The sequence below is a fragment of the Billgrantia ethanolica genome (assembly GCF_021404305.1).
Lineage (GTDB): Bacteria > Pseudomonadota > Gammaproteobacteria > Pseudomonadales > Halomonadaceae > Halomonas > Halomonas ethanolica.
Genome location: NZ_JABFTX010000001.1, coordinates 1,179,457 through 1,200,825, shown reverse-complemented (window position 1 = coordinate 1,200,825; position 21,369 = coordinate 1,179,457). Strand labels below are relative to the sequence as shown.

The window sequence follows — 21,369 nt, the reverse complement described above, 5'->3', positions numbered from 1 at the left end:
GGGCGTTTGTTAATCTAGGTAAGCCCCTTCAAGAGATACCGCTATGTACATCAAGCGTAATGAGTCAGGGCAGGTCGTACAGGTCAGCCGCGAGGCCACGGCAGAGTGCCGCGAGTTCGTGCCGCCTTGCTCTCCCGAGCTGCAGGAGTTCGTCTCCGAAGGGGGAGATGACGTCGACAACCTGGCACTGTCTAAGTCCGACCTGGCGTTCGTGCGGGTACTCGAGGACGTGATCAACGTGCTGATGGACAAGGGCGTAATCAGCTTTACCGATCTACCCGAGCCGGCTCAGCAGAAGCTGCTGGAGCGTCAGTCATTACGTGAGCGCAGGAACAGCATCGGCCTGATGTCGGATACCGACAGCGACATCATCTGAGCCCAATTCCCTGAGCACAGACGCGTTGAAGCATGAGGCCGGCGATTTGCCGGCCTCATGTCGTATCAGCTGTTGCAGGTGTATCGAGTGTAGCAGGGGTATCAGGTATCGCCTTCGCGATGGCGTATTCCCGGCCCCGTCACGCCATCGAGCCCCAGCTCGAACAGCACCTTTGCCGCATCTTGGTTCTCCACGCCTTCGGCGAAGGTGAGAATACCCAGCGAATGGGCCAGCGTTGCCATGCCTCTCAGCAGGCTCTGCTGATCGCTGCGGCTTTCCACTTCCTGGCTCAGAGCGGCTTCGATCTTCATGAAGCTCAGGCCCAGATCCTGCAACCCCTCGATCTTGCCGAACTGAGTGCCGACATGCTCCAGGCCGACCTTGCAGCCCAGCCCCAGCAGGGCGTGGCAGAGTGTACGTAGCGCCTGGGGCTGCTGCAGCGCGACGGATTGGGGCAGCTCGAACCACAGCTTGTCGGCAATGCCCTGATGCGCCTGAATGCGAGCCAGCAGCTCGCCGACGAAGTGGCCGTCGCCCAGCGACTCCGCCGAGAGATTGACGGCTACCGCCTTGCCGCTGGATTCGACATCGGCCAGTGCCGCCGAAACGACGGCCAGGTCGAGGGTAGGGGCCATGGCCAGGCGTGACACCCAGGGCAGGAAGACACCCGCCGGCCGCCATTCGCCCTTCAAGCGCAGACGCGACGGCACCTCGAAGTGAATCAGCCTGCCGTGGGCATCGAGCACCGGGTAGTGAGCCAGGAACACGCCTTGCGCCAACGCTTCCGCGAGCGCCTGACGCCATTCGTCATGACGTGTGTAGAGCACGCTGCCGGCGGGTTGGTCGACGATCTCCTGGCCGTTCAGACCGCGCGTTTCCGCCGCGGCCAGGGCGCCGTCGAGGCTGGCGAGCAGCTCGGCCTGACTCTCGCCCTGGCTGTACTGACGCAGCGCGGAAACCAGCGAGGTGTCGATGCTCTGCTCGGCGCTGAGACTCTCCAGAGGCTGCTGAAGCGTCTTGCCCAGCTCCTGTAGATCATGATGACGCGGCAGGATCATGCCGAAATCGCTGCCGTTGAGTCGTCCCACCGTACCGTGGCCGTGGCTGCGAGCCAACTGCTCGAGACGACGCGCCAGTTGTGCGAGCAGGGCGTCCGTGTCGGCGTGGCCGAGCTGCTGGTTGAGTTCTGCCAGGCGTGCCACGCGCACCATGATCAGTGCGCCGCTGGCATCGTCCTTCTCGCTCTTCAGATGGGCCTGCAACTGGTTGAGGAAGGGCGCCCGGGTGAGCGTATCGGTGACCGGGTCGTGCTGCATGCGCCGGCGCAACTGGTCGAGCTTGTCGCTCTCCTCGCCGAGCATCTGACGTACAGCCTGGGAGAGCTGGTTCATGGCCTGGACCACCTCGCGCAGCTCGCGTGTACGCGGCTCGTTGGCCACCATGAAGCGCCGCTGGCCGATGGCCTGGGCCTGGCTCACCACGTCTCGCAGCGGGCGACGAATGGTGCGGACGATCCAGGCCGCCAGTACCAGGCTGATGGCGCCGGCGATGGCGAACCAGCCGGCCAGCTCCAAGGTGCTGCGCCACAGCGAGCGGTAGGCGAAGCTGTGTTGGCTGGCCAGTTCCAGGGTGCCGTACTGCTGCCAGCCATCCTGGACCACGGCCCGGCCGGGCGGTACCTCGAAACGCACCAGATTCACGAACCAGCCCGGCACATCATCGATATGCTCACCGGCGGTGCGCTCGTCGATGATCTCACCCTGCGGATCGTAAAGCGCGATACGCTGGTAGTGGCCGGTATCGAACTGAGCCGCCAGCAGCAGCTCCAGAATCACCGGGTCTTTTTCGATCTGGCTCATCGAAAGCGCCAGCGCATTGGCGTTGTCGCTGTTCTTGATCTGGACTTCCTGCTCGATGTAGTGACGACTGCTCGTCACACCGATGAGCAGGCTGCCCACGAAGGCCAGCAGCAGCAACACCGCGATGGTCAACCAGAGTTGCTTGATCAGTGACATGTCTTCGTTCCCCCCGGGAATGGATGCCCTCGTTCATCCTGCGGCGTGGCATGTGTCGCTCTTGTAGGCGGTTCGTTTTTCTTCGTCATCCCATGAATCCCTGCTGTTCCATACGCTCGATCACACTGCGCCAGCGTGACAGACGTGCCACCGGATCGGCCCGCGACTGGGTAGATCCGCCGGCCCACAAGCCATCGCTATTGAAGCTGAACACCGGGTCCAGGTCGGTGCGCTGGGTGGCGGGGGTGATGGAGGGCACCAGATTGTCGAGGATCAGCGGCACGGCGGAAGGCGTCTCGTAGTAGCCCAGCACCATGTGTGCCTGGACGATCTGGCTACGGCCGATGCGGGCGCGAACGTAGATCATGCGCAGCCGCGAGCCAGGTACGCCAAGCTCCTTGAGCGTGACGTACTTGGCAATCGAATAATCCTCGCAGTCGCCCTGGCCCTTGCCCATGGTCTCTAGCGGCGTTGCCCAGTGATCCTCGGCGCCCCAGTTGTAGATGTCCTCGACCCAGCGCACCCGCCGATTGAAGAAGTCGTTCACTTCGCGCAACTGGGTATCGAGATCGGCGCTGCGCAGCCTGTCCAGCAGTGCAAACCACTCCTCGAGAATGGCAAGCCCGGAGCTGCCATACAGACGTTGCATGCTGTTACGCAAGCGGGCACGGTCGATGCGCGCCTCGAGTGACGTAGAGGAGAGGCCCAACCCAGCGGCAAGCAACAGCCCTGCCAGGCCGCCGATGAAGCGGCGGCGGCTGGGGCTGAGAAGTGAACTTGAGCCACGTGGGGCAGGGCGATGCGTCATCGAGCGCGCCGGAAGCGTGTTAAGGAATGTAATTCATGAAAGCCAGTATAGAGGAGGGATAACGGCAACACGATAGGTATGAGAGTTTTAAGCAGCGGTGTGTTTGTAAGAAATTGCCGACAATTTGCGTCAGCCATCGTCGCTTCATGCACCTCCTGCCTTGTGTCTTCGTTTCGCATGCGTAACCTTGCGTTTCTTGTCCTGCCTTTTCATCAGGTTGCTGAAAGGAACGCGCGTATGGCCGATGCAACTGGATTGCAATTCACCCTCGATCTCGCCGGGGTCGACAGCGCCGAGCTGGCGGTGATCGACTTTACCCTGGAAGAGGCGCTCTCGCAGCCCTTCCGCCTCGAGGTGCGTTTCGCCAGCCGCGACGGCAGCCTCTCCGCCACCGAGCTGCTCGACCGCCCGGTGAGCCTGCTCATCTGGCAGGACGGCGAGGTGCTGCGCCGGGTGCATGCCGTCGTGAGCGAGTTCGGTCGCGGCGACCGTGGCCACCGCCGTACTCTCTACTCCCTGGTCGCCCGCCCGGCGCTGTGGCGCCTCGACCTGCGCCACAACTCGCGCATCTTCCAGGAGGTCTCGCCGCTCACCGTGGTCAACACCCTGTGCGACGAGCGCGGCCTCACCGACGTCGCCTTCGCCGTCACCCGCGACCTGGCGGAAAGAGAGTTCCTCGTGCAGTACCGGGAGACCGATCTCGCCTTCGTCGAGCGCCTGGCCGCCGAAGAGGGCCTGTTCTACTTCCACGAATTCGAGGATGCGCCGTACGGCGCCCACCGTCTGGTCTTCGCCGATGCGCCCCAGACCCTGGCCCACTTGGGCGAGCGCACCTACCACGGTCGCGCTGGCGGCACCCCACCGAGCCGCCACGTGCGCAAGCTCCAGCAGCTCGCCCGGGTCGCCCCGGCCTCGGTCACGCTCAAGGACTACTCGTTCAAGAACCCGGGCTATTCACAGCTACATCAGGCCCAGCTTCCCGAGCACGACGCAGAGTGGCTGGGAGAACATGCCCAACGGGCCGTCGTTGATAAAGGGTACGAACACTACGACTACCCCGGGCGCTACAAGGCCGACGCCTCCGGCGACGCCTTCACCCGCATCCGCCTCGAACACCTCAGAAGCGGCGCCCTGACCTGCGCCGCCGAGAGCGACCTGCCCGAGCTCGCCCCCGGGGTCAAGTTCACCCTCACCGACCACGACCTCAGTGAGCTCAACCGCGACTGGCAGGTGGTGAAGGTCAAGCACACCGGTAGCCAGCCCCAGGCCCTGGAAGAGGACGGTGTCACCCAAGGTGACGCAGCGGGGATGGGCCAGATGACCAAGTTCGACAACGAACTGATCCTCACCCCCGCCGACCGCGCCTGGCGCCCCACGCCCAACGCCAAGCCTCGCGTCGACGGCCCGCAGATCGCCTTCGTCGTCGGCCCCGAGGGCGAAGAGATCTACTGCGACGAGCACGGCCGGGTCAAGGTCCAGTTCCCCTGGGACCGCTACGCCGAACCCAATACCGCCGGGGCTGAAGGCGAAGCCGGGGAAAGAGCGCCGAGTGCCTGGGTGCGCGTCTCCCAAGGCTGGGCCGGCGGTGGCTACGGTTGCATGGCCATTCCGCGGATTGGGCATGAGGTGGTGGTATCGTTCCTCGAGGGCGACCCGGATCAACCGCTGATTACCGGGCGCACCTATCACGCCGTCAACACGCCGCCCTACGAACTGCCGGCGCACAAGACCCGTACCGTCATCCGCACCCAGAGTCACAAGGGCGAAGGCTTCAACGAACTTCGCTTCGAGGACCAGGCCGGCGAAGAGCAGATCTGGCTCCACGCCCAGAAAGACCTGGAGCTGCTGACCAACAACGACCGCACCGAAGAGATCGGCAACGACAGTTTCCTCACCGTGCACCACGACCGCATCGGCGAGATCCACGGCGACGAACACCACACCGTGCGCAGTGAGCGCCATGAGCAAACCGTCGCCAATCAGCACCTCACGGTACAGGGCGCCCTGCACATCAAGGCCGGCCAGGCCTGGCTCAGCGAGTGCGGCCGCGAACTGCACGTCAAGGCCGGTCACAAGGTAGTGCTCGAAGCCGGCAGCGAAATGACACTCAACGCCGGTGGCAGCTTCCTCAAGCTCGACGGCGGCGGCGTCACTCTGGTCGGCCCCAAGGTCAAGATCAACGCCGGAGGCAGCCCCGGTTCCGGCTCCGGCCAGGCCGTCGAGACGCCGCTGCTGCCGGGCAGGGCAGTGCCGGAGGTGCATGAGGACGTAACACTGGGTCCGATCTTCGGGCACCGTCTGGAGCAGGCCATGGTCACGCACGCCCCCTTGGTAGAGCCCTGTCAGAAGCCATCCAATGGCGGCCCCTGTCCGCTTGGAGAGGCATGTCCATGTGAAGGGACGGGAGCTCGTGCATGAACGATCTCATTTCGTCCTCTTCACTTGCAGCACTCGTCTCAGCCCAGCCTGATGAGCGCTACTGGTTGGTAGTAGAACAACACAGCGAGACGCTCAGGCGCCTTTACGAGCTAGATGCCACACCCGATATCACATGGCTGTTTGACGAAACCCGCTATGCCTCGGCGCGTGATATTGGGCCACTTGTCGTAGCCGCGCAGCCCGGTACGGCGCTGTGGAATGCTTTCGCTGAAAGCGAGGGCGCAGCCCCGCTTTCAGGCATCGTCGTATCGAGCCAAGTCGAACGCGATGTCGTAATAGCTCACCTCCGTCATCGCCTGGAGGCCAGATTCTATGGCAACCGGTGTGGCCTGTTGCGCTATTACGATCCATGGGTGGCGGCCCATCTCTTCACGGCAACCTCCTCTTCATCCTGGTTGGAGCCCCTTACAGCACTGTATTGGCACGGCGGCACTTTTCGTCAGCGTGCCCAGCATGGCGCTACCTGGTATGCCTACCGACCGACATCGACAGCCGGGACGATGGTTCAGATAAACGAGACGGGCGATCCAATCAGTCTTACGCCCGATCAGGAAGAAAGGCTTGAAACGTTCGTCGCCCAGTACCCGCTATGGCAGCACGTGAGTAAAAACTCAGGGCTGGATGAACGTTCAGCGGAGCATGCCCGGCGTTTCGTGGCGGCTCTCGAAGAGTCCAAGCGCTTGTCGATACCTGAGCACGAACTGCTTGATTTCGTGCTCTTGCGTTTCGAACACTCCCAGGAACCGTTGCCACAAGAGGTGGATACCTATCCGCCAGAGGCGCGGCTGGCCGCGCTCCAGCAGCATTTCCACCCCAAGGAAGAGAATACGATCATCGGGAGAGACCGGGCATGAGCAACGGTACATTGGGCAACCCCGCTTGCGAAGGCGAACAGCTCATCATTCAAGTCATGGGCAAGGAGCACCCTGCCGGGCACGAGATCGTCATTGTCGATCAGTACCGTGGAGAGCAACTGGCAGAGTTCGGCGAGGCCGAGATGGAAGACCTGCCGGAGCCGACCAGCGTACTGCACAAGTGGTGCTGGCAAGGTTATCAGCGCGTCAATGCTCAGTTGCATATCGAGAGCGAAAGCGGTGAGCCCATCCGGCTACCCCTGCTAGAGTGGCTCTACAAGAACAACCGCAAGCTTCGAATGCAGGACAACGTTATCCAACCGGTGCTGCCGATGGCACTGTGGCAAGGCCTGGGCCGCCACGAGCGGCATGCCTTACCGCTACGCCCTGGCTATCTCTATATTTTTTATGGCGACAAATTATGGCGTGAGATTCAGGCCTCAGCCAATGCCGAGAGCGGACGGTTGGAGTTTCGCGATATCGACCTGGCCGCCCATCGCGACGACAGAGATCGTTACCAGGACGATCGCCGACCCACCGCCGGCATCGCTTTGGAAGAAATCTGGCTGCCCCGTCGGGCGAACGAACGCTACATCGATGGCGGCGTTCGCATAGCCTACTCCGAAGTGCAGTGGTCAGCGGCTCGGATCAATTACCTTCAAGCAGATACCCAGGCCCAGCGTACGCGCTGCCACGCCGTCAACTTATCGAGTGCCAACAATTTCGCCTCGCCGGGCCAGCTGTATATCCTCTCCAATGAAGAGCCCCAACGGCTGCGTATCGACCTGGCCGAACAGCACACTGCTACCCCCCATGCGTTGACTCACGACATGGCCGGCGATTACCTCTCTCGGTTGAAGAACCAGGCTGCTGGAGAGCTAAGCCAATTCGACTCGGGCGATTCGGCCCGTGCCGCCGCTGACGAAGGCATGCGCTCCGGTAACGGCCATGGTGAGCAGGCATCGCCCCTTTACGCGCAGGCATCCGCCCGTTGCGGGGTGCTCAAGGAGCGTATCGCCCAAGGTGAAAGTGCTACGGAAGAGGCCAGCGTTATTTGGGATGGATTGGGGGAAGCACAAGATTGCCTTGCCGCCGCACGGGAGCGAGAGATTCCTGGGCTGGTACTGGTGGACACCCTGTTTGAGCTGCGCCATAGCCGGCATGGCTGCCAAACCAGCCTAGAGTACCTGCAGTTGATACCTGCCCTGGCCGCCCAAGATGAGTTTTATGAATGTGCTGCACTGGTCAATCAGACCATTCTGCGTCGTCACGATCATACCGGCCAAGCGAATACACTACGTCGTTTCGCCGACAAGGCCGATCTGAGCGACACGAGCAAACTGCAGCGCATCTTGCGTAGCGCCCAGAGAGAGCTGGCTCGCAGCCAGCTAGAGACTTATCAGAGCCGGCTGCATGGCTTATTGCTCAGCCGCGAAGCCAACGCCGTACTAGCCGATCTGCTCAGTCTGGAAGGTCATGACTACCTCGGAGCCTATGCCTTGGTGGCCGATCTGCTGGAAGCGCTACGTGACGCTCCGGGCCATGCCGACCCGCTGCATGACGCGCCTCCCACTTCACCCACCCAACCGCAGCGTTTCCTAGTCGATGTACTGCGAGACGGCAGCAGCTATACACTTCACGCCATGCTGTTTCCCAGCGATGAGGAGACGCCGCTCGACACGCCGCTTGTGCTGCCGGATGAAGAGGAAAATCCAGGCAACGGCCGCGTTCGGCTCAAGGCGCTAGCACAGCAGGCGGAGCAGGAGTTTCCAACGGAAGAAGACGACCTCCAACTCCAGGAGACAGCGTATCTGGCTGCAATAGGTAGAGCCGAGGGCTTCACTTACAGCGCAGAACTGAAGCGCTGGGGCGGGGTGGTTGACCTTGTCTTCGGCCGCCTCGCTGAGCAAGCCAACCTGCTGTTCGAGAAGAGTGCGAGCCAGGCTATCGCTATGCCGGCCGCACGCTTGGCACGGGTCGGCTTTCCTGAGCTGTTCGGAAAGATTACCGGCACCGCGCGCGGTAACGTGCGCGAAGACATGGTCATAATCGGCGTTCGCGATTCTCGCGGCCAGCTCTACAACGGCTTGACGGAACATGAGCGCAGTGCCAGCCGCCAAGGGGTACAAGGCCAGGCCCGCCAAAGCTTTGAGGGGGCCGTGCGCCAGGCAACCGGCAAGACGCTGACACCTAGTCAAGCAAGAGGGATGGCAGCGCTTTCTGCCGCTGCCAACGAGCCGCATTTGATGGTGCTGGTGGCTGAAGCCGATTCCGAAGCGGCCAGACTGTCACGCCGTGCGAGAATGCAGGTGGGTGTGGCAGGTGCTACCGATATGATACGCCTGCCTTATATAATTTCGGCTTTTGAATTGTTTAATTTAAATCAAGAGCTCACTAGATTAAAGGATAGTCCAACAAGCCGAAGGTGGGTAGGGTTTTCCAGTGCTCTTTATGATCTTGCTATTGCTTCAGCAAAAGCTTTAGAATTTTATGGGGAACGCCACAATCGTTTAAGCCGACTCCGTGCCGGGTTAATTAGTCGACACTTACCATTGGGCGAGACATTAATGCGCTCAAATTTAACTATGCTGTCTGCTGTAGGGGGGAAGTTACGTAGTACTGTTACAATAGTAAATTTAGCCGGATTCGTGGCCGGTGCAGCCAGCGCCGCTCTGCTGGCCTGGGATGCCTGGACCCGCTTCCAGCACGGTAATTTCGGGGCGGGTATCGCGCTAAGTATCGCCTCCGTCAGTACCGCAGTGGTGGCCGGTTCGGCACTGATCAAGACCAGCCCTCTGTGGTTGGGCCTGGGGCCAGTGGGTTGGATCGCCCTCGGCCTTTCCCTTGCTGCGGTTGCCCTGTCGGTTTGGCTGACCGATAACGAAATCGAAGAGTGGTTGCGCCTAGGCCCCTTCGGCAGTAACGAACGCTATGCATGGCGCCAGGACCCGTCCGATTCGTTCGATCGCTTGGTGAGCTTGTTTGCCAATATCCGTATCCGCATCGAGCCGATCGGCCTGGCTACCGCCGAAACTATCGCACAGGATTCCGAACAGCGCCCTGCTGGCCTGCTCAGCCCCAGCCGCCCCATGGCTTATGTGGACCGCCTCATGGCCCAGCAGGCGCTTGCCCAAACCCAAGATTCTGTTGCTAATACTCGAGTCGTGGTCCAAAGCAACCTGCCAGGGTTGGCAACGGGCTGGAGCCAGGCCGCCCAGTTCCGTTTCCAGATCGTTACCGAATACAAATACGAGCATCGCAGAGACGGCTACTCTCAGTGGATCGAGGAAAACAGCCGCATAGGCAATCCCATCACGCCGCTCTTCGAACGAGCCACCACCGATGGGAGAGAGTATTATCTCTGGGTACCGGAGCAGGGAACCCAGCCGGGCGGTCGCCTGGGTCGAGATCGTCGCACTACCCATCACCTAAGAGTCAGAGTGCAATGGCGTAAGGAGCAGACCAATTACGTTGAGCTGCCGCGTGTCTTGCCGGCACCGGCACCAACCAAGACGGGTAGTGGCGACCCGAGCGTACCTAACTTCGAGCGCACCGACCGGCCCTATTGGGCCGATGAAACGACCCATCGCGACAAAGAGGTTAACAATGGCTGATATGCAGCCCATAAGCTACAGCGCTAGCGCCTATACAGCGGAGCTTATGCAGCGCCCACGGCAAGAGGGCAGCGATCATTCGCGACTGTTCCGCGTGTCGGCAACGAGTGGGCAGCGCCTGCCCCATCGCTGCCCTACAGTCGATACGGCACCGATGGCTCGAGGATTGGAAATCATTCCTCCTAAGCAGTTACGTCATATTGAGAGCCAGCCCAATCATACGCCACGACCGGTAGGGCGCGCTCAGCATCCATTTCGTATGGATGAAGAATGCCTTCGCTATACTAGGCAAACTAAGCGCAACCTCTTTTTTGGCCTTATACGCGCCATAGGTATGGTTTGCTTTTTTAGCTCAATTTTTTTATTCACGGCTGGCTCAATAGTCATTTTTTTTGTATCGTCGCCCCAGAACGATATAAATTTCAGCGAATATATTGAGTGGGCCGTCAAATTTTATTCTTTTATTTGCATGGTTGCTTTGTCTATGTGGGGCGGAGCCAACCTCGTTTATCGTTTTTTTCCAGGCTTTGCTTCCGGCTATCAGCCCGGCCCCATGTGGGAGCTGAATCGGCGTACCGGCGTGGTCACGGTCTTTGCTAATCCTGCGAAAAAGGAGACAGCCTGGCAGGTAGCCCACCAGCTTCCCTTCCATGAGTTCGATTGCTATCTGCAGAGCACACCGAGTCACCAGGGGCTACCGCAGTTCAACCTGAGCCTGGTGCACTACCGTGAGGAAGCGCATGTGGCACTTGTTGGCATGTTTGGAGCCACGAGCAGTCATGTGGAACAGCGCGCCGCCTGGGATATGGTGCAGCGCTACATGGATACCTCGCAGCCGTTACCGGACATCCCCGTCTTCGAGATGTATCGCCCACTTGATCCCACTACGCTGGCACATGATCAACGCACTGGCCGCCCGGCTCGCTACTGGCGCGACATGGATGACGAGACCTTCCAGCAGAAGGTGCACGAGCATCAGGACAAGCTCAATGCGTTCTATCGCAGTTGAGAAGTACGGGATGACCGATGGCTGACTTGATGCCCATCGGCTATAGCACTGATGCTTATACCGCGGAGCAAGGTCAGCGCCCGCGGCAGGCAGAGAGCGAACACTCGCGTCGTTTCCGTATGTCCGCTGCCAGCGGGCAGCATTTGCCCCGACGTCACCCCACAGTGGATCTTTTTCCGATCCGTGAGCTGCAGGAGATGAAGCCGGCAAAACTGCGCAAGATTGAGCAGATGCCAGGTCACACTCCCCGTCCCGCAGACCGCCCGGAACACCCATTGCGCTGGGATGAGGAGTGTCTGCGCTATACCAGTCAGACCAAGCGAAGCTTTATTATTGGCGTTGTTAGGGCGTTGGGAGTGGTGGGCACTATCATAAGCTTGTTGGTTTTTTTTGCCTCGCTTTTACTAAGTCTACTATCTCCTTCTCCAAACATTCCACTAAGAGAGGAATTAGGCTTGGCAATTGAGGCTGGCTTGTTTTTCTTAATCCCTTTCTCAACTATGTGGGGCGGAGTTAACCTCATTTATCGCTTCTTCCCAAGCTTGGCTTCTGGCTACCAGCCCGGACCAATGTGGGAACTGAATCGTCGTACCGGCATGGTCACGGTCTTTGCTAATCCTGCGAAAAAGGAGACAGCCTGGCAGGTAGCCCACCAGCTTCCCTTCCATGAGTTCGATTGCTATCTGCAGAGCACGCCAAGTCATCAGGGGCTACCGCAGTTCAACCTGAGCCTGGTGCACTACCGTGAGGAAGCGCATGTGGCACTGGTTGGCATGTTTGGAGCCACGAGCAGTCATGTGGAACAGCGTGCCGCCTGGGATATGGTGCAGCGCTACATGGATACCTCGCAGCCGCTTCCTGATACGCCCCTGTGGGAGGAGTTCCGCCCGCTCGATCCCACTACGCTGGCACATGATCAACGCACTGGCCGCCCGGCCCGCTACTGGCGCGACATGGATGACGAGACCTTCCAGCAGAAGGTGCACGAGCATCAGGACAAGCTCAATGCGTTCTATCGCAGTTGAGGAGAGTCTTACCCCTTACCCGGCCCTTGCCACACCCTCAGCCTGCCTACCCAGGCCAGTTCCTGCGAGGCCTCGCGCAGTTCGCGGGCGGCGTCTTCCAGGCTTTGGTTGGGCGGTAGGTGGCGTACGTACACCGAGATGTCGATCTGTTCGGCGAGGTAGTGCAAATCGAGGGCGACGCGCTGCTGCCACACTTGGCAGTCGTGCCAGGCGTCGTCGAGCATGCCTTCCACGTCCTGACGCAGGGGCAGGCCGGGGCGCAGGCTGTGTTCGGTTTCGCCTTCGTCATCTTCGGGGTCGATGTGGAAGGTCACGTCGGCCAGGTTGGGAAAGGCGTTGCGCAGTTGGCGGCTCACGGCATTGCCGATCTCGTGGGCTTCGGAAACGGTCAGCCGTGGCGCCACCACGATATGCAGGTCGAGTACGAACTGACTGCCCAGCGAACGCGTGCGCAGGTCATGTACGCCGTGTACGCCAGGGACGTCCTCGGCGATGCTCTGCATCTGCTGACGCTCGGCTTCCGGCAGGGCGGTGTCGATCAGCTCGCGGCTCGATTCCCACAGCAGCCGCCAACCCACCTGACCGACCATGATGCCGACCAGAATGGCGGCGACGGCATCGACCCAGCCGGCGCCGAACTGTGCCGCCACCAGGCCGATCAGCACCGCCACGGTGGAGAGCGCATCGGAGCGGGAGTGCCAGGCGTTGGCCTCGAGTAGGCGCGACTTCACCCGCTTTGCCACGCGCAGGGTGTAGCGGAAGATCCACTCCTTGGCGATCAATGCCACCACGGCCACGCCGATGGCCCATAGGCCGGGTGCGGCGAAGGGTTCGCCGCCCAGCAGACGCATGAGGCTGGCCCAGGCAATGCCGCCGGCCACGAAGATCAGCACGCTGCCCAGTGCCAGGGTGGCCAGCGTTTCGATACGGCCATGGCCGTATGGGTGGTTGCTGTCCGGTTCCTGGCGGCCGTAGTGGGTTGCCGCCACGACGAAGCCGTCGGTCACCAGGTCGGAGAAGGAGTGGATGCCGTCGGCAATCAGGGCGGCCGAGCCCACCAGAAAACCGGTGATCAGCTTGAGCAGGCCAACGGCAAGGTCGATGGCGGCGCCGATCAGCGTGACCCGATGGGCCTCGCGGGTCTGGGCGCCGCGGTCGAGCGGCGCATGAGCGTGCGCGCTCATGCGCCTCCCAGGTCGCGGCCGGCGAGCTTGGCTGCCTTGTTGCGCACCGGGTTGGCGTACTGGGCCAGCCACCAGCTACGCAGCTCGGCGGGTACCTCGTTCAGGCGGGCCTGGAAGCGGGCCCGATCCACGTCGCTGACCTCACTCAGGTCCAGCAGCTCCGGTGCATCACCCAGGGCTTCCAGCGCGAGATAGTGGCTGGGAAAGAGGCGATAGCCGCCGATCACTTGGCGGTCGATCTCGGCGGCCACGGCTTCGGGGGTGTCGAAGCCGGAACCCAGCGGTTCGCCGAAGCGCAGCTCCACGCGAGCCTTGTGGCCGGTAATGCCGGCCACGATGGACTGGATATCTTCGAACTCGCTTTTGGCGTAGCTCCCCTGACTATGCACGGCGTGCAGCTCGCGGGCCTTTTGCAAGTCGCAGGGATCGTATTCGTAGCTGATCGAGACCGGCACCATCCGCAGTTCGGCAATGGCCTCACCGATGGGGGCGTTGCGCTGCTCCATGCGGTGCGCCATGGTCAGCATCTTGATGATCGCCGGGTCGGTACGGTCGATCCCGTCCTTGGCGCGTCCCTCGCGCTGGGCCATCCAGATCGAGTGGTTGTCCTCGACGATGGAGTGGCGAATATAGCTCGAGAGGTTCTGGTAGGCCGCCAGCATGGCGCGCTTGCCCCGCAAGGCGCGTGGCACGATGAAGCTCTTGTTGAGCCGCATCAGATCGGTCACGTAGGGCTTCTTGAGCAGATTGTCGCCAATGGCGATGCGTACGGTGTCGCGGCCCGCCTGGTGCAGGGCGAAGTTGACGAAGGCCGGGTCGAGCGAGATGTCGCGATGATTGCCGATGAACAGGTAGGCCGTATCCGCGTTCAGGTTCTCCAGCCCCTCGACGCGAAAATCGTCGGTCGAGGTGCGGATCATGCGGTTCATGTAATAGGCAACGCGCATCTGGAAATCGTGCACGCTGGCCACACCGCGGGTCTCCCGGCGGATGGCGTAGGAGGCCAAGGCGCGGGCCAGCCATGGCAGCGTACGGCTCAGGCGCGGCAGCCGGTAGCGGGTCAGGGCATCGAGCAGCTCGCGGTTGCCGGCCAGATTCGCCAGTACCGCGGCCACTTCGTCATCGCGATAGGGGCGAATGTCCGCCCAGGGATCGGTGGGCGTTGCGCCAGTCGGATTCTCGGTCATCGGTTCTTCTTGGTTACCGGATTCGGTCATGCACTTGCCTGCGTCGCGCCATTGGCCTCGCCGCCGAGCCAGTCGATCAGGCGCTCTATCTCTTCGGCCAGGGCCTGGGTCATCAGCATGAAATCGGCTTCGAGGCGCACGATGGCATCGCCATCGTCCTCGGTTTCGCTGGCTTCGTCGATCAGTGCGTCACTGAACCGCAGGGATTTCAGCGTCAGATCGTCGTGCAGCACGTAACCCAGGCGGCCCTCTACCTCGATGGCCAGGCGGCTAGCCTGTTTGCCTGTCGCCAGCAGCTGCTGGATCTCGTCGCTGTCGAGATCCACCTGGCGGGCGCGCAGTACACCGTCGTCGCCCTTGGCCTTGAGTTCCACCTGATCGCCCAGCTGCAGCGCAGCGGGGCGCGAATTCTCGTCGGCGAGCCATTGGGTCATGGCGCGCATGGGCAGGGTCTGAGCGCTCAGCGGGGTCACCTTGAGGCTGCCCAGGGTCTCGCGCAGCAGGTCGAGTGCTTCCTCGGCGCGTTTGCGCGAACTGGTATTCACCGCAATCAGCTCGCGGCGGGTGTCCCACCACAGGTCGACCTTCTGGCTGCGCACGAAGGCGCGCGGCAGCAGCTCCTCGTAAACCTGCTCCTTGAGTTCCTGCTTCTCCTGGCGGCGCAGCTTGCGCCCCTCGCGAACCTCGATCTCGGCGCTGCGCTCTTCCACTTCCTCGCGCACCACGCCGGCAGGCAGCAGGCGCTCATGGCGCAGCATGGTCATCAGGCGCTGACCCTGCAGTTCGTGCAATAGCGCGGTGCCGGCGCGCCCAGCGGGCGGGCACCATCCCACGCGCCTGGCTTCCTGGCTGCCTGGCGTGCGTGCCGCCTGCTCGGCCAAGGCCTCTTCAAGGTCGGCGGCGGGGATCGTCGCCGCCCCGTGCAGGCGGTAAAGGTGCAAGTGCTTGAACCACATAGTGCATTCCCTGGGCGTAAAGGACGCATATTATGGCGAAGGGGGAGGCCGGGTTCCAGTGGCACGTTTGTGCAGTAGTGGCGCGAAAATCAAACTATTGTTTGAATCCGGCGCGACGGCGAGCCTAGAATCGAGCGAAATCAATCCCTGGACGTATCAAGGAGAGCAGCGGCATGGATCAGCGTATTTCACGCGTCACTCTGCGAGTGCGTGGCTACCACCTGGACGGCTACGGCCACGTCAACAACGCCCGCTATCTGGAGTTTCTGGAAGAGGGGCGCTGGGACTACTTCGACGATCGTCCCGATCTTGCCCGACATTTCGCCTCGGGCGATCCGGCGCTGGTGGCGGTCAATCTGAATATCAATTACCGCCAGGCAGCGGTGGCCGGCGACGACCTGGAAGTGCTGACCCGCATTGCTGATCTGAGCAGCCGCAGTGCGCGCATGTATCAGGAGATTCGCCGTATCGGCGACGGCCAGCAGATCACCGATGCCGATCTCACGTTCGTGCTGCTCGACGTACGGGCCAAGCAGGCCATGGCCATCGAAGGCGAGATTCGCCAGGCGCTGGAGCCGCTCGTGCTGCCGAAAGCGCAGTAACACCGAACATGATTCGCCTGGTCGTGTCCAGGCTTCCTTTGCACTGTGCCTCAAGCTGCCTTTGTATCGGCCGGAGTGGTATGATGGCAGGCTGTAATGGCGCCTCCTTATTGGGGAAACGCAGCGAAATGCTCCTGCAGGCATTCGTGGAGTGTTTCTTGGCGCCAAACCGCTGCAGTGCAAAGGATTCGACGACCCATGGGTGACATCGCCAGAGAGATTCTGCCAGTCAACATCGAGGACGAACTTAAGCAGTCGTACCTCGACTACGCGATGAGCGTGATCATCGGCCGCGCGCTACCGGACGTGCGCGATGGCCTCAAGCCGGTGCACAGGCGCGTCCTGTTCGCCATGCACGAGCTTGGCAACGACTGGAACAAAGCCTACAAGAAATCGGCCCGTGTGGTGGGCGATGTCATCGGTAAATACCACCCCCACGGTGACAGCGCGGTCTACGACACCATCGTGCGTATGGCGCAGAACTTCTCCATGCGCCACGTGCTGGTCGACGGCCAGGGCAACTTCGGCTCCATCGACGGCGACAGCGCCGCTGCCATGCGTTACACCGAGGTGCGCATGGCCCGGCTCGCCCATGAGCTGCTGGCCGACCTGGACAAGGACACCGTCGACTGGGTCGACAACTACGACGGCACCGAGCGTATTCCCGAGGTGCTGCCGACCAAGGTGCCCAACCTGCTGATCAACGGCTCGTCGGGCATCGCTGTGGGCATGGCCACCAACATCCCGCCTCACAATATGGGCGAGGTGATCGACGGCTGTCTGGCGCTGATCGACGACTACACCCTCACCGTCGACGACCTGATGGAGTACATCTCCGGCCCCGATTTCCCCACCGCGGGCATCATCAACGGCCGCGCCGGCATCCTCGAGGCCTACCGTACCGGCCGCGGGCGCATCTATGTGCGTGCCCGTCACACCATCGAGTACCATGAGAAGAGCGGCCGCGATCACATCATCGTCACCGAGCTGCCGTACCAGGTGAACAAGGCGCGGCTGATCGAGAAGATCGCCGAGCTGGTCAAGGAAAAGAAGATAGAGGGCATCGCCGAGCTGCGCGACGAGTCCGACAAGGACGGCCTGCGCGTGGTGATCGAGGTGAAGCGCGGCGAGTCCGGCGAGGTGGTGGTCAACAACCTGTTCGCCCAGACCCAGTTGCAGAACGTCTTCGGCATCAACATGGTGGCCATCGAGAACGGCCAGCCGAAGATCCTCAATCTCAAGGAAATCCTCGAAGCCTTCATTCGTCACCGCCGTGAAGTGGTTACCCGGCGCACCCTGTACGAGCTGAAGAAGGCCCGCGAGCGCGGCCATATCCTCGAAGGTCTGGCCGTGGCCATCTCCAACATCGACGAGGTGATCGAACTGATCAAGGCCTCGCCGAGCGCTGCCGAGGCCAAGGAGAAGCTGCTCGACAAGGTGTGGCCGCCGGGCCAGGTCACCGCCATGCTCGAGCGTGCCGGTGCCACCTCGTGCAAGCCGGAAGAGCTGGAAGAGGGCTTCGGCCTCAACACCACCGGCACCGAATACCGTCTCTCGCCGGCCCAGGCCCAGGCTATCCTCGAGCTGCGCCTGCACCGCCTGACCGGTCTCGAGACCGAGAAGCTGCTCGATGAATACCTTGGCATTCTGGAGAAGATCGCCGAGCTGATGGCCATTCTTGCTTCCAGCGAGCGGCTGCTCGAGGTCATCCGTGAAGAGCTCACCGCCGTGCGCGATCAGTTCGCCGACCCGCGCCGCACCGAGATCCAGGCCAGCCATCTCGACCTCTCCATCGAGGATCTGATTGCCGAAGAGGACATGGTGGTCACGGTCTCGCGTACCGGTTATGCAAAGACCCAGCCGCTCTCCGACTACCAGGCCCAGCGCCGCGGCGGTCGCGGCAAGTCGGCCACCGCCATGAAGGACGAGGACGTCATCGAGCACCTGCTGGTGGCCTCCACCCACGACACCGTGCTGCTGTTCTCCAACAAGGGCAAGGTGTACTGGCTCAAGGTCTACGAGATGCCCGCCGCCAGCCGTGGCTCCCGCGGCAAGCCGCTGGTCAACCTGCTGCCGCTGGACGAGGGCGAGGCGATCAACGCCATCCTGCCGGTGAAGGACTACAGCCCCGACTGCTACATCTTCTTTGCCACCGCCAAGGGCACGGTCAAGCGCACCAGCCTCGACCAGTTCTCGCGCCCGCGCAGCGTCGGTCTGATCGCTATCGACATCGAAGAGGACGACCGTCTGGTGGGTGCCGCCATCACGTCAGGCAATGACCACGTGATGATGCTGTCATCCAACGGCAAGGCGATCCGCTTCGAAGAGACCAACGTGCGCGCCATGGGGCGTACCGCTCGCGGCGTACGTGGCATGCGTCTGCTCGAAGGAGCCGAAGTGATCAGCCTGATCATTCCCCAGAGCCAGCAGATCGACGCCGATGCCGACAGCGAGGCCGAGGGCGAAGAGGGCGCCGCGCTGGAGAACGGCAACGGCGGCCAGATCTACATCCTCACCGCTTCCGAAAACGGCTACGGCAAGCGCACCCGGCTCGAGGAGTTCCCGCTACGCGGTCGTGGCGGCCAGGGCGTCATCGCCATGCAGACCAGCGAGCGCAACGGCTCCCTGGTTGCCGCCATGCAGGTCTACTCCGCCGACGAGATGATGCTGATCACCGACCGCGGCACCCTGGTGCGTACCCGTGTCGACGAGGTCTCGATCACCTCGCGCAACACTCAGGGCGTGATGCTGATCCGCCTGGGCAACGACGAGAAGCTGGTCAAGACCGTGCGTATCGACGAGCCCGAAAATGGGGTGGAGGGCGAGCCCGAGGATGGCGTTGAGGGTGAAGCGGAGGGCGCACCGAAAGCCGAGCTGCAGAGTGGGCCGGATACGGACGAGAACGGCGGCGTAGAAGAGAGCCAGAACGACGAATAAGGCTTGCCACCAAGCCGAGCGATGAGCGCCGGGGAGAAGTCGGAGCGAGGGTTTTTTGCCAGGGATGGCAAAAATAGCGCCCAGGGATGGGTTCGCAGCGCCCTCGCGAGACTTCTCGACGGAACAGCTCATCGCGTGTCGGTTCAGTAACCATGCTTGAGCTGAGACGGAACACCACGCTGATGACACGCCACTATAATTTCTGCGCCGGTCCCGCGGCGCTGCCCACCCCGGTGCTGGAACGTGCAAGGGAAGAGCTCCTCGACTACCAGGGCCGTGGGCTCTCGGTCATGGAGATGAGCCACCGCTCGCCCGAGTTCGTCGCCATCGCCGAGCAGGCCGAGGCCGACCTGCGCGAACTGCTCGCCGTGCCCGAGAACTACAAGGTGCTGTTCCTACAGGGCGGCGCCAGCCTGCAGTTCTCCATGGTGCCGATGAACCTGCTAGGGCAGGGGGGCAGCGCCAACTTCCTGTATACCGGCATCTGGGGCAAGAAGGCGCTGGCGGAAGCCAAGCATCTGGGCTTTGACGTGCACATGGCCGGCTCCAGCGAGCCCAGCGGCCATGCCGAAGTGCCGACCCAGGCCGACATCGCGCTCTCCGCCGATGCCGCCTACCTGCACTACACCGCCAACGAGACCATCGGCGGGCTGGAGTTCGACTACATTCCCGACGTCGGCGTGCCGCTGGTGTGCGACTACTCCTCCAGCATCCTGGCCGAGCCGCTCGACGTGTCGCGTTTCGGCGTGATCTACGCCGGGGCGCAGAAGAACATCGGTCCCGCCGGGCTCACCCTGGTGCTGGTACGTGACGACCTGCTCGACCGCCGCTGCGAACGTATTCCCAGCCTGTTCGACTATCAGGCCGTGGCCGAAGCGGGCTCCATGGTCAATACACCGCCCACTTACGCCTGGTACCTGGCGGGGCTGGTGTTCCAGTGGCTCAAGCACGATATCGGCGGGCTCGAGGCCATGGCGACGATCAACGCACGCAAGGCGGCCAAGCTCTATGCGGCCATCGATGCTAGCGGCTTCTATTCCAACCCCATCGCACTGCGCAACCGCTCGCGCATGAACGTGCCCTTCGTGCTTGCCGACGCCAGCCTCGACAAGACGTTCCTGGCCGAGGCCGAACAAGCCGGGCTGCTCAATCTCGCGGGCCACCGTAGCGTCGGCGGCATGCGGGCAAGCCTCTACAACGCCGTACCCGAAGCGGCCGTCGATGCCTTGATCGACTTCATGGCCGACTTCGAGCAACGCAGGGGATAAGCCATGACCGACACCCCCATCAATCTCGACTCGCTGCGCCAGCGCATCGACGAGATCGACAACGACATCCTGCGCCTGATCAGCGCTCGCGCCGAGTGCGCCAAGCAGGTCGCCGATGTCAAAACCCAGAGCGATAAGGGCGCCGTGTTCTATCGCCCCGAGCGCGAGGCCCAGGTACTGCGGCGGATCATGGAGCTCAACCAGGGTCCGCTCAACAGCGAGGAGATGGCGCGGCTGTTCCGCGAGATCATGTCTGCCTGCCTGGCGCTGGAGCAGCCCACCAAGGTGGCTTATCTCGGCCCCGAGGGTACCTTCACCCAGCAGGCCGCCCTCAAGCACTTCGGTGCCAGCGCGGTGAGCATGCCCATGGCGGCCATCGACGAGGTCTTCCGCGAAGTGGAGGCTGGTGCCGTCAATTACGGCGTGGTGCCGGTGGAGAACTCCACCGAAGGCGTGGTCAGCCACACCCTCGATTCGTTCATGGATTCCTCGATCCGCATTTGCGGCGAGGTGGTGCTGCGCATTCACCACCATCTGCTGGTGGCCGACACCACCCTGCGCGACAAGGTCTCGCGGGTCTACTCCCACCCGCAGTCGCTGGCGCAGTGCCGCAAGTGGCTCGACGCTCACTATCCTCGGGCCGAGCGGGTGCCGGTGTCGTCCAACGCCGAAGCGGCCAAGATGATCAAGGGCGAGTGGCACAGCGCGGCGATTGCCGGCGACATGGCAGCCAAGCTCTACGGTCTGGAGAAGGTCGCCGAGAAGATCGAGGACCGCCCCGATAATTCCACGCGCTTCCTCATCATCGGCAGCCAGCACGTGCCGATGTCGGGGGAGGACAAGACCTCCATCGTGGTGGCCATGCGCAATCAGCCCGGCGCCCTGCATGACCTGCTCGAACCCTTCCATCGCCACTCCATCGACCTCACCCGTCTGGAGACACGCCCCTCGCGCACCGGCGTGTGGAACTACGTGTTCTTCATCGATTTCAAGGGTCACGTGGACGAACCGCGTGTCGCCGCGGTGCTCGAGGAGGTGCGCCTGCGCGCCTCCGAGCTCAAGGTGCTCGGCTCCTACCCTGTAGGCGTGCTGTAA

15 protein-coding genes are annotated in these 21,369 nt (G+C 62.2%); 10 read left to right on the top strand and 5 right to left on the bottom strand.

The genetic code is table 11. The features are described 5' to 3' along the window. The first annotated feature begins 43 nt into the window (after positions 1-43). Positions 44-376: a tryptophan synthase subunit beta like protein gene (locus HOP53_RS05450; RefSeq protein ID WP_234269069.1), complete on the top strand. Its 333-nt coding sequence runs from the start codon at positions 44-46 to the stop codon at positions 374-376. A gap of 101 nt (positions 377-477) precedes the next feature. On the opposite strand, the gene HOP53_RS05445 is transcribed toward HOP53_RS05450, so the two are convergent. Continuing rightward, positions 478-2,391 carry a bifunctional diguanylate cyclase/phosphodiesterase gene (locus tag HOP53_RS05445; protein WP_234269068.1) on the bottom strand — a complete coding sequence of 638 codons (1,914 nt, stop codon included), beginning with the start codon at positions 2,389-2,391 and terminating at the stop codon, positions 478-480. 85 nt (positions 2,392-2,476) lie between these two features. Beyond that, complete coding sequence (locus HOP53_RS05440) at positions 2,477-3,199, bottom strand: transglutaminase-like cysteine peptidase (protein ID WP_234269067.1); 723 nt, start codon at positions 3,197-3,199, stop codon at positions 2,477-2,479. Between the two features lie 237 nt (positions 3,200-3,436). Here HOP53_RS05440 and HOP53_RS05435 point away from each other — a divergent pair, with 237 nt between their 5' ends. Genes HOP53_RS05435 through HOP53_RS05415 form a run of 5 tightly spaced genes read left to right on the top strand, consistent with a single transcriptional unit; the run spans position 3,437 to position 12,140 of the window. Further along, on the top strand, positions 3,437-5,617 hold the full coding sequence (locus HOP53_RS05435) for a type VI secretion system Vgr family protein (RefSeq protein WP_234269066.1): 2,181 nt from the start codon (positions 3,437-3,439) through the stop codon (positions 5,615-5,617). Next, a complete protein-coding gene (locus tag HOP53_RS05430) occupies positions 5,614-6,492 on the top strand; it encodes a DUF4123 domain-containing protein (protein WP_234269065.1) in 879 nt (292 codons plus the stop codon). Before HOP53_RS05435 ends, HOP53_RS05430 begins: the two co-directional genes overlap by 4 nt. Beyond that, complete coding sequence (locus tag HOP53_RS05425; RefSeq protein WP_234269064.1) at positions 6,489-10,106, top strand: toxin VasX; 3,618 nt, start codon at positions 6,489-6,491, stop codon at positions 10,104-10,106. The genes HOP53_RS05430 and HOP53_RS05425 overlap by 4 nt, the downstream gene beginning before the upstream one ends. Then, positions 10,099-11,115: a hypothetical protein gene (locus tag HOP53_RS05420; RefSeq protein WP_234269063.1), complete on the top strand. Its 1,017-nt coding sequence runs from the start codon at positions 10,099-10,101 to the stop codon at positions 11,113-11,115. Before HOP53_RS05425 ends, HOP53_RS05420 begins: the two co-directional genes overlap by 8 nt. A 17-nt stretch (positions 11,116-11,132) precedes the next feature. Next, a complete protein-coding gene (locus tag HOP53_RS05415) occupies positions 11,133-12,140 on the top strand; it encodes a hypothetical protein (RefSeq protein ID WP_234269062.1) in 1,008 nt (335 codons plus the stop codon). 8 nt (positions 12,141-12,148) lie between these two features. On the opposite strand, the gene HOP53_RS05410 is transcribed toward HOP53_RS05415, so the two are convergent. From HOP53_RS05410 to HOP53_RS05400, 3 genes are read right to left on the bottom strand one after another with little or no spacing between them, the layout of a single operon-like run. Continuing rightward, the gene (locus HOP53_RS05410; RefSeq protein WP_234269061.1) at positions 12,149-13,324 is read right to left on the bottom strand and encodes a cation diffusion facilitator family transporter; all 1,176 of its coding nucleotides are present in this window, start codon (positions 13,322-13,324) and stop codon (positions 12,149-12,151) included. Next, positions 13,321-14,511: a 1-acyl-sn-glycerol-3-phosphate acyltransferase gene (locus tag HOP53_RS05405; RefSeq protein ID WP_234269060.1), complete on the bottom strand. Its 1,191-nt coding sequence runs from the start codon at positions 14,509-14,511 to the stop codon at positions 13,321-13,323. The genes HOP53_RS05410 and HOP53_RS05405 overlap by 4 nt, the downstream gene beginning before the upstream one ends. 26 nt (positions 14,512-14,537) lie before the next feature. Beyond that, positions 14,538-15,467: a recombination-associated protein RdgC gene (locus HOP53_RS05400; RefSeq protein ID WP_234269059.1), complete on the bottom strand. Its 930-nt coding sequence runs from the start codon at positions 15,465-15,467 to the stop codon at positions 14,538-14,540. Between the two features lie 173 nt (positions 15,468-15,640). On the opposite strand from HOP53_RS05400, the gene HOP53_RS05395 reads away from it, so the two are divergent. The 4 genes from HOP53_RS05395 (at position 15,641) to pheA (ending at position 21,369) form a co-directional block, all read left to right on the top strand. Then, positions 15,641-16,069 carry an acyl-CoA thioesterase gene (locus tag HOP53_RS05395; protein WP_234269058.1) on the top strand — a complete coding sequence of 143 codons (429 nt, stop codon included), beginning with the start codon at positions 15,641-15,643 and terminating at the stop codon, positions 16,067-16,069. 198 nt (positions 16,070-16,267) lie between these two features. Further along, complete coding sequence (gyrA, locus tag HOP53_RS05390; RefSeq protein ID WP_234269057.1) at positions 16,268-19,006, top strand: DNA gyrase subunit A; 2,739 nt, start codon at positions 16,268-16,270, stop codon at positions 19,004-19,006. A gap of 182 nt (positions 19,007-19,188) precedes the next feature. Further along, on the top strand, positions 19,189-20,274 hold the full coding sequence (gene serC / locus HOP53_RS05385) for a 3-phosphoserine/phosphohydroxythreonine transaminase (protein WP_234269056.1): 1,086 nt from the start codon (positions 19,189-19,191) through the stop codon (positions 20,272-20,274). A 3-nt stretch (positions 20,275-20,277) separates the two neighbouring features. Beyond that, positions 20,278-21,369 carry a prephenate dehydratase gene (gene pheA, locus HOP53_RS05380; RefSeq protein WP_234269055.1) on the top strand — a complete coding sequence of 364 codons (1,092 nt, stop codon included), beginning with the start codon at positions 20,278-20,280 and terminating at the stop codon, positions 21,367-21,369.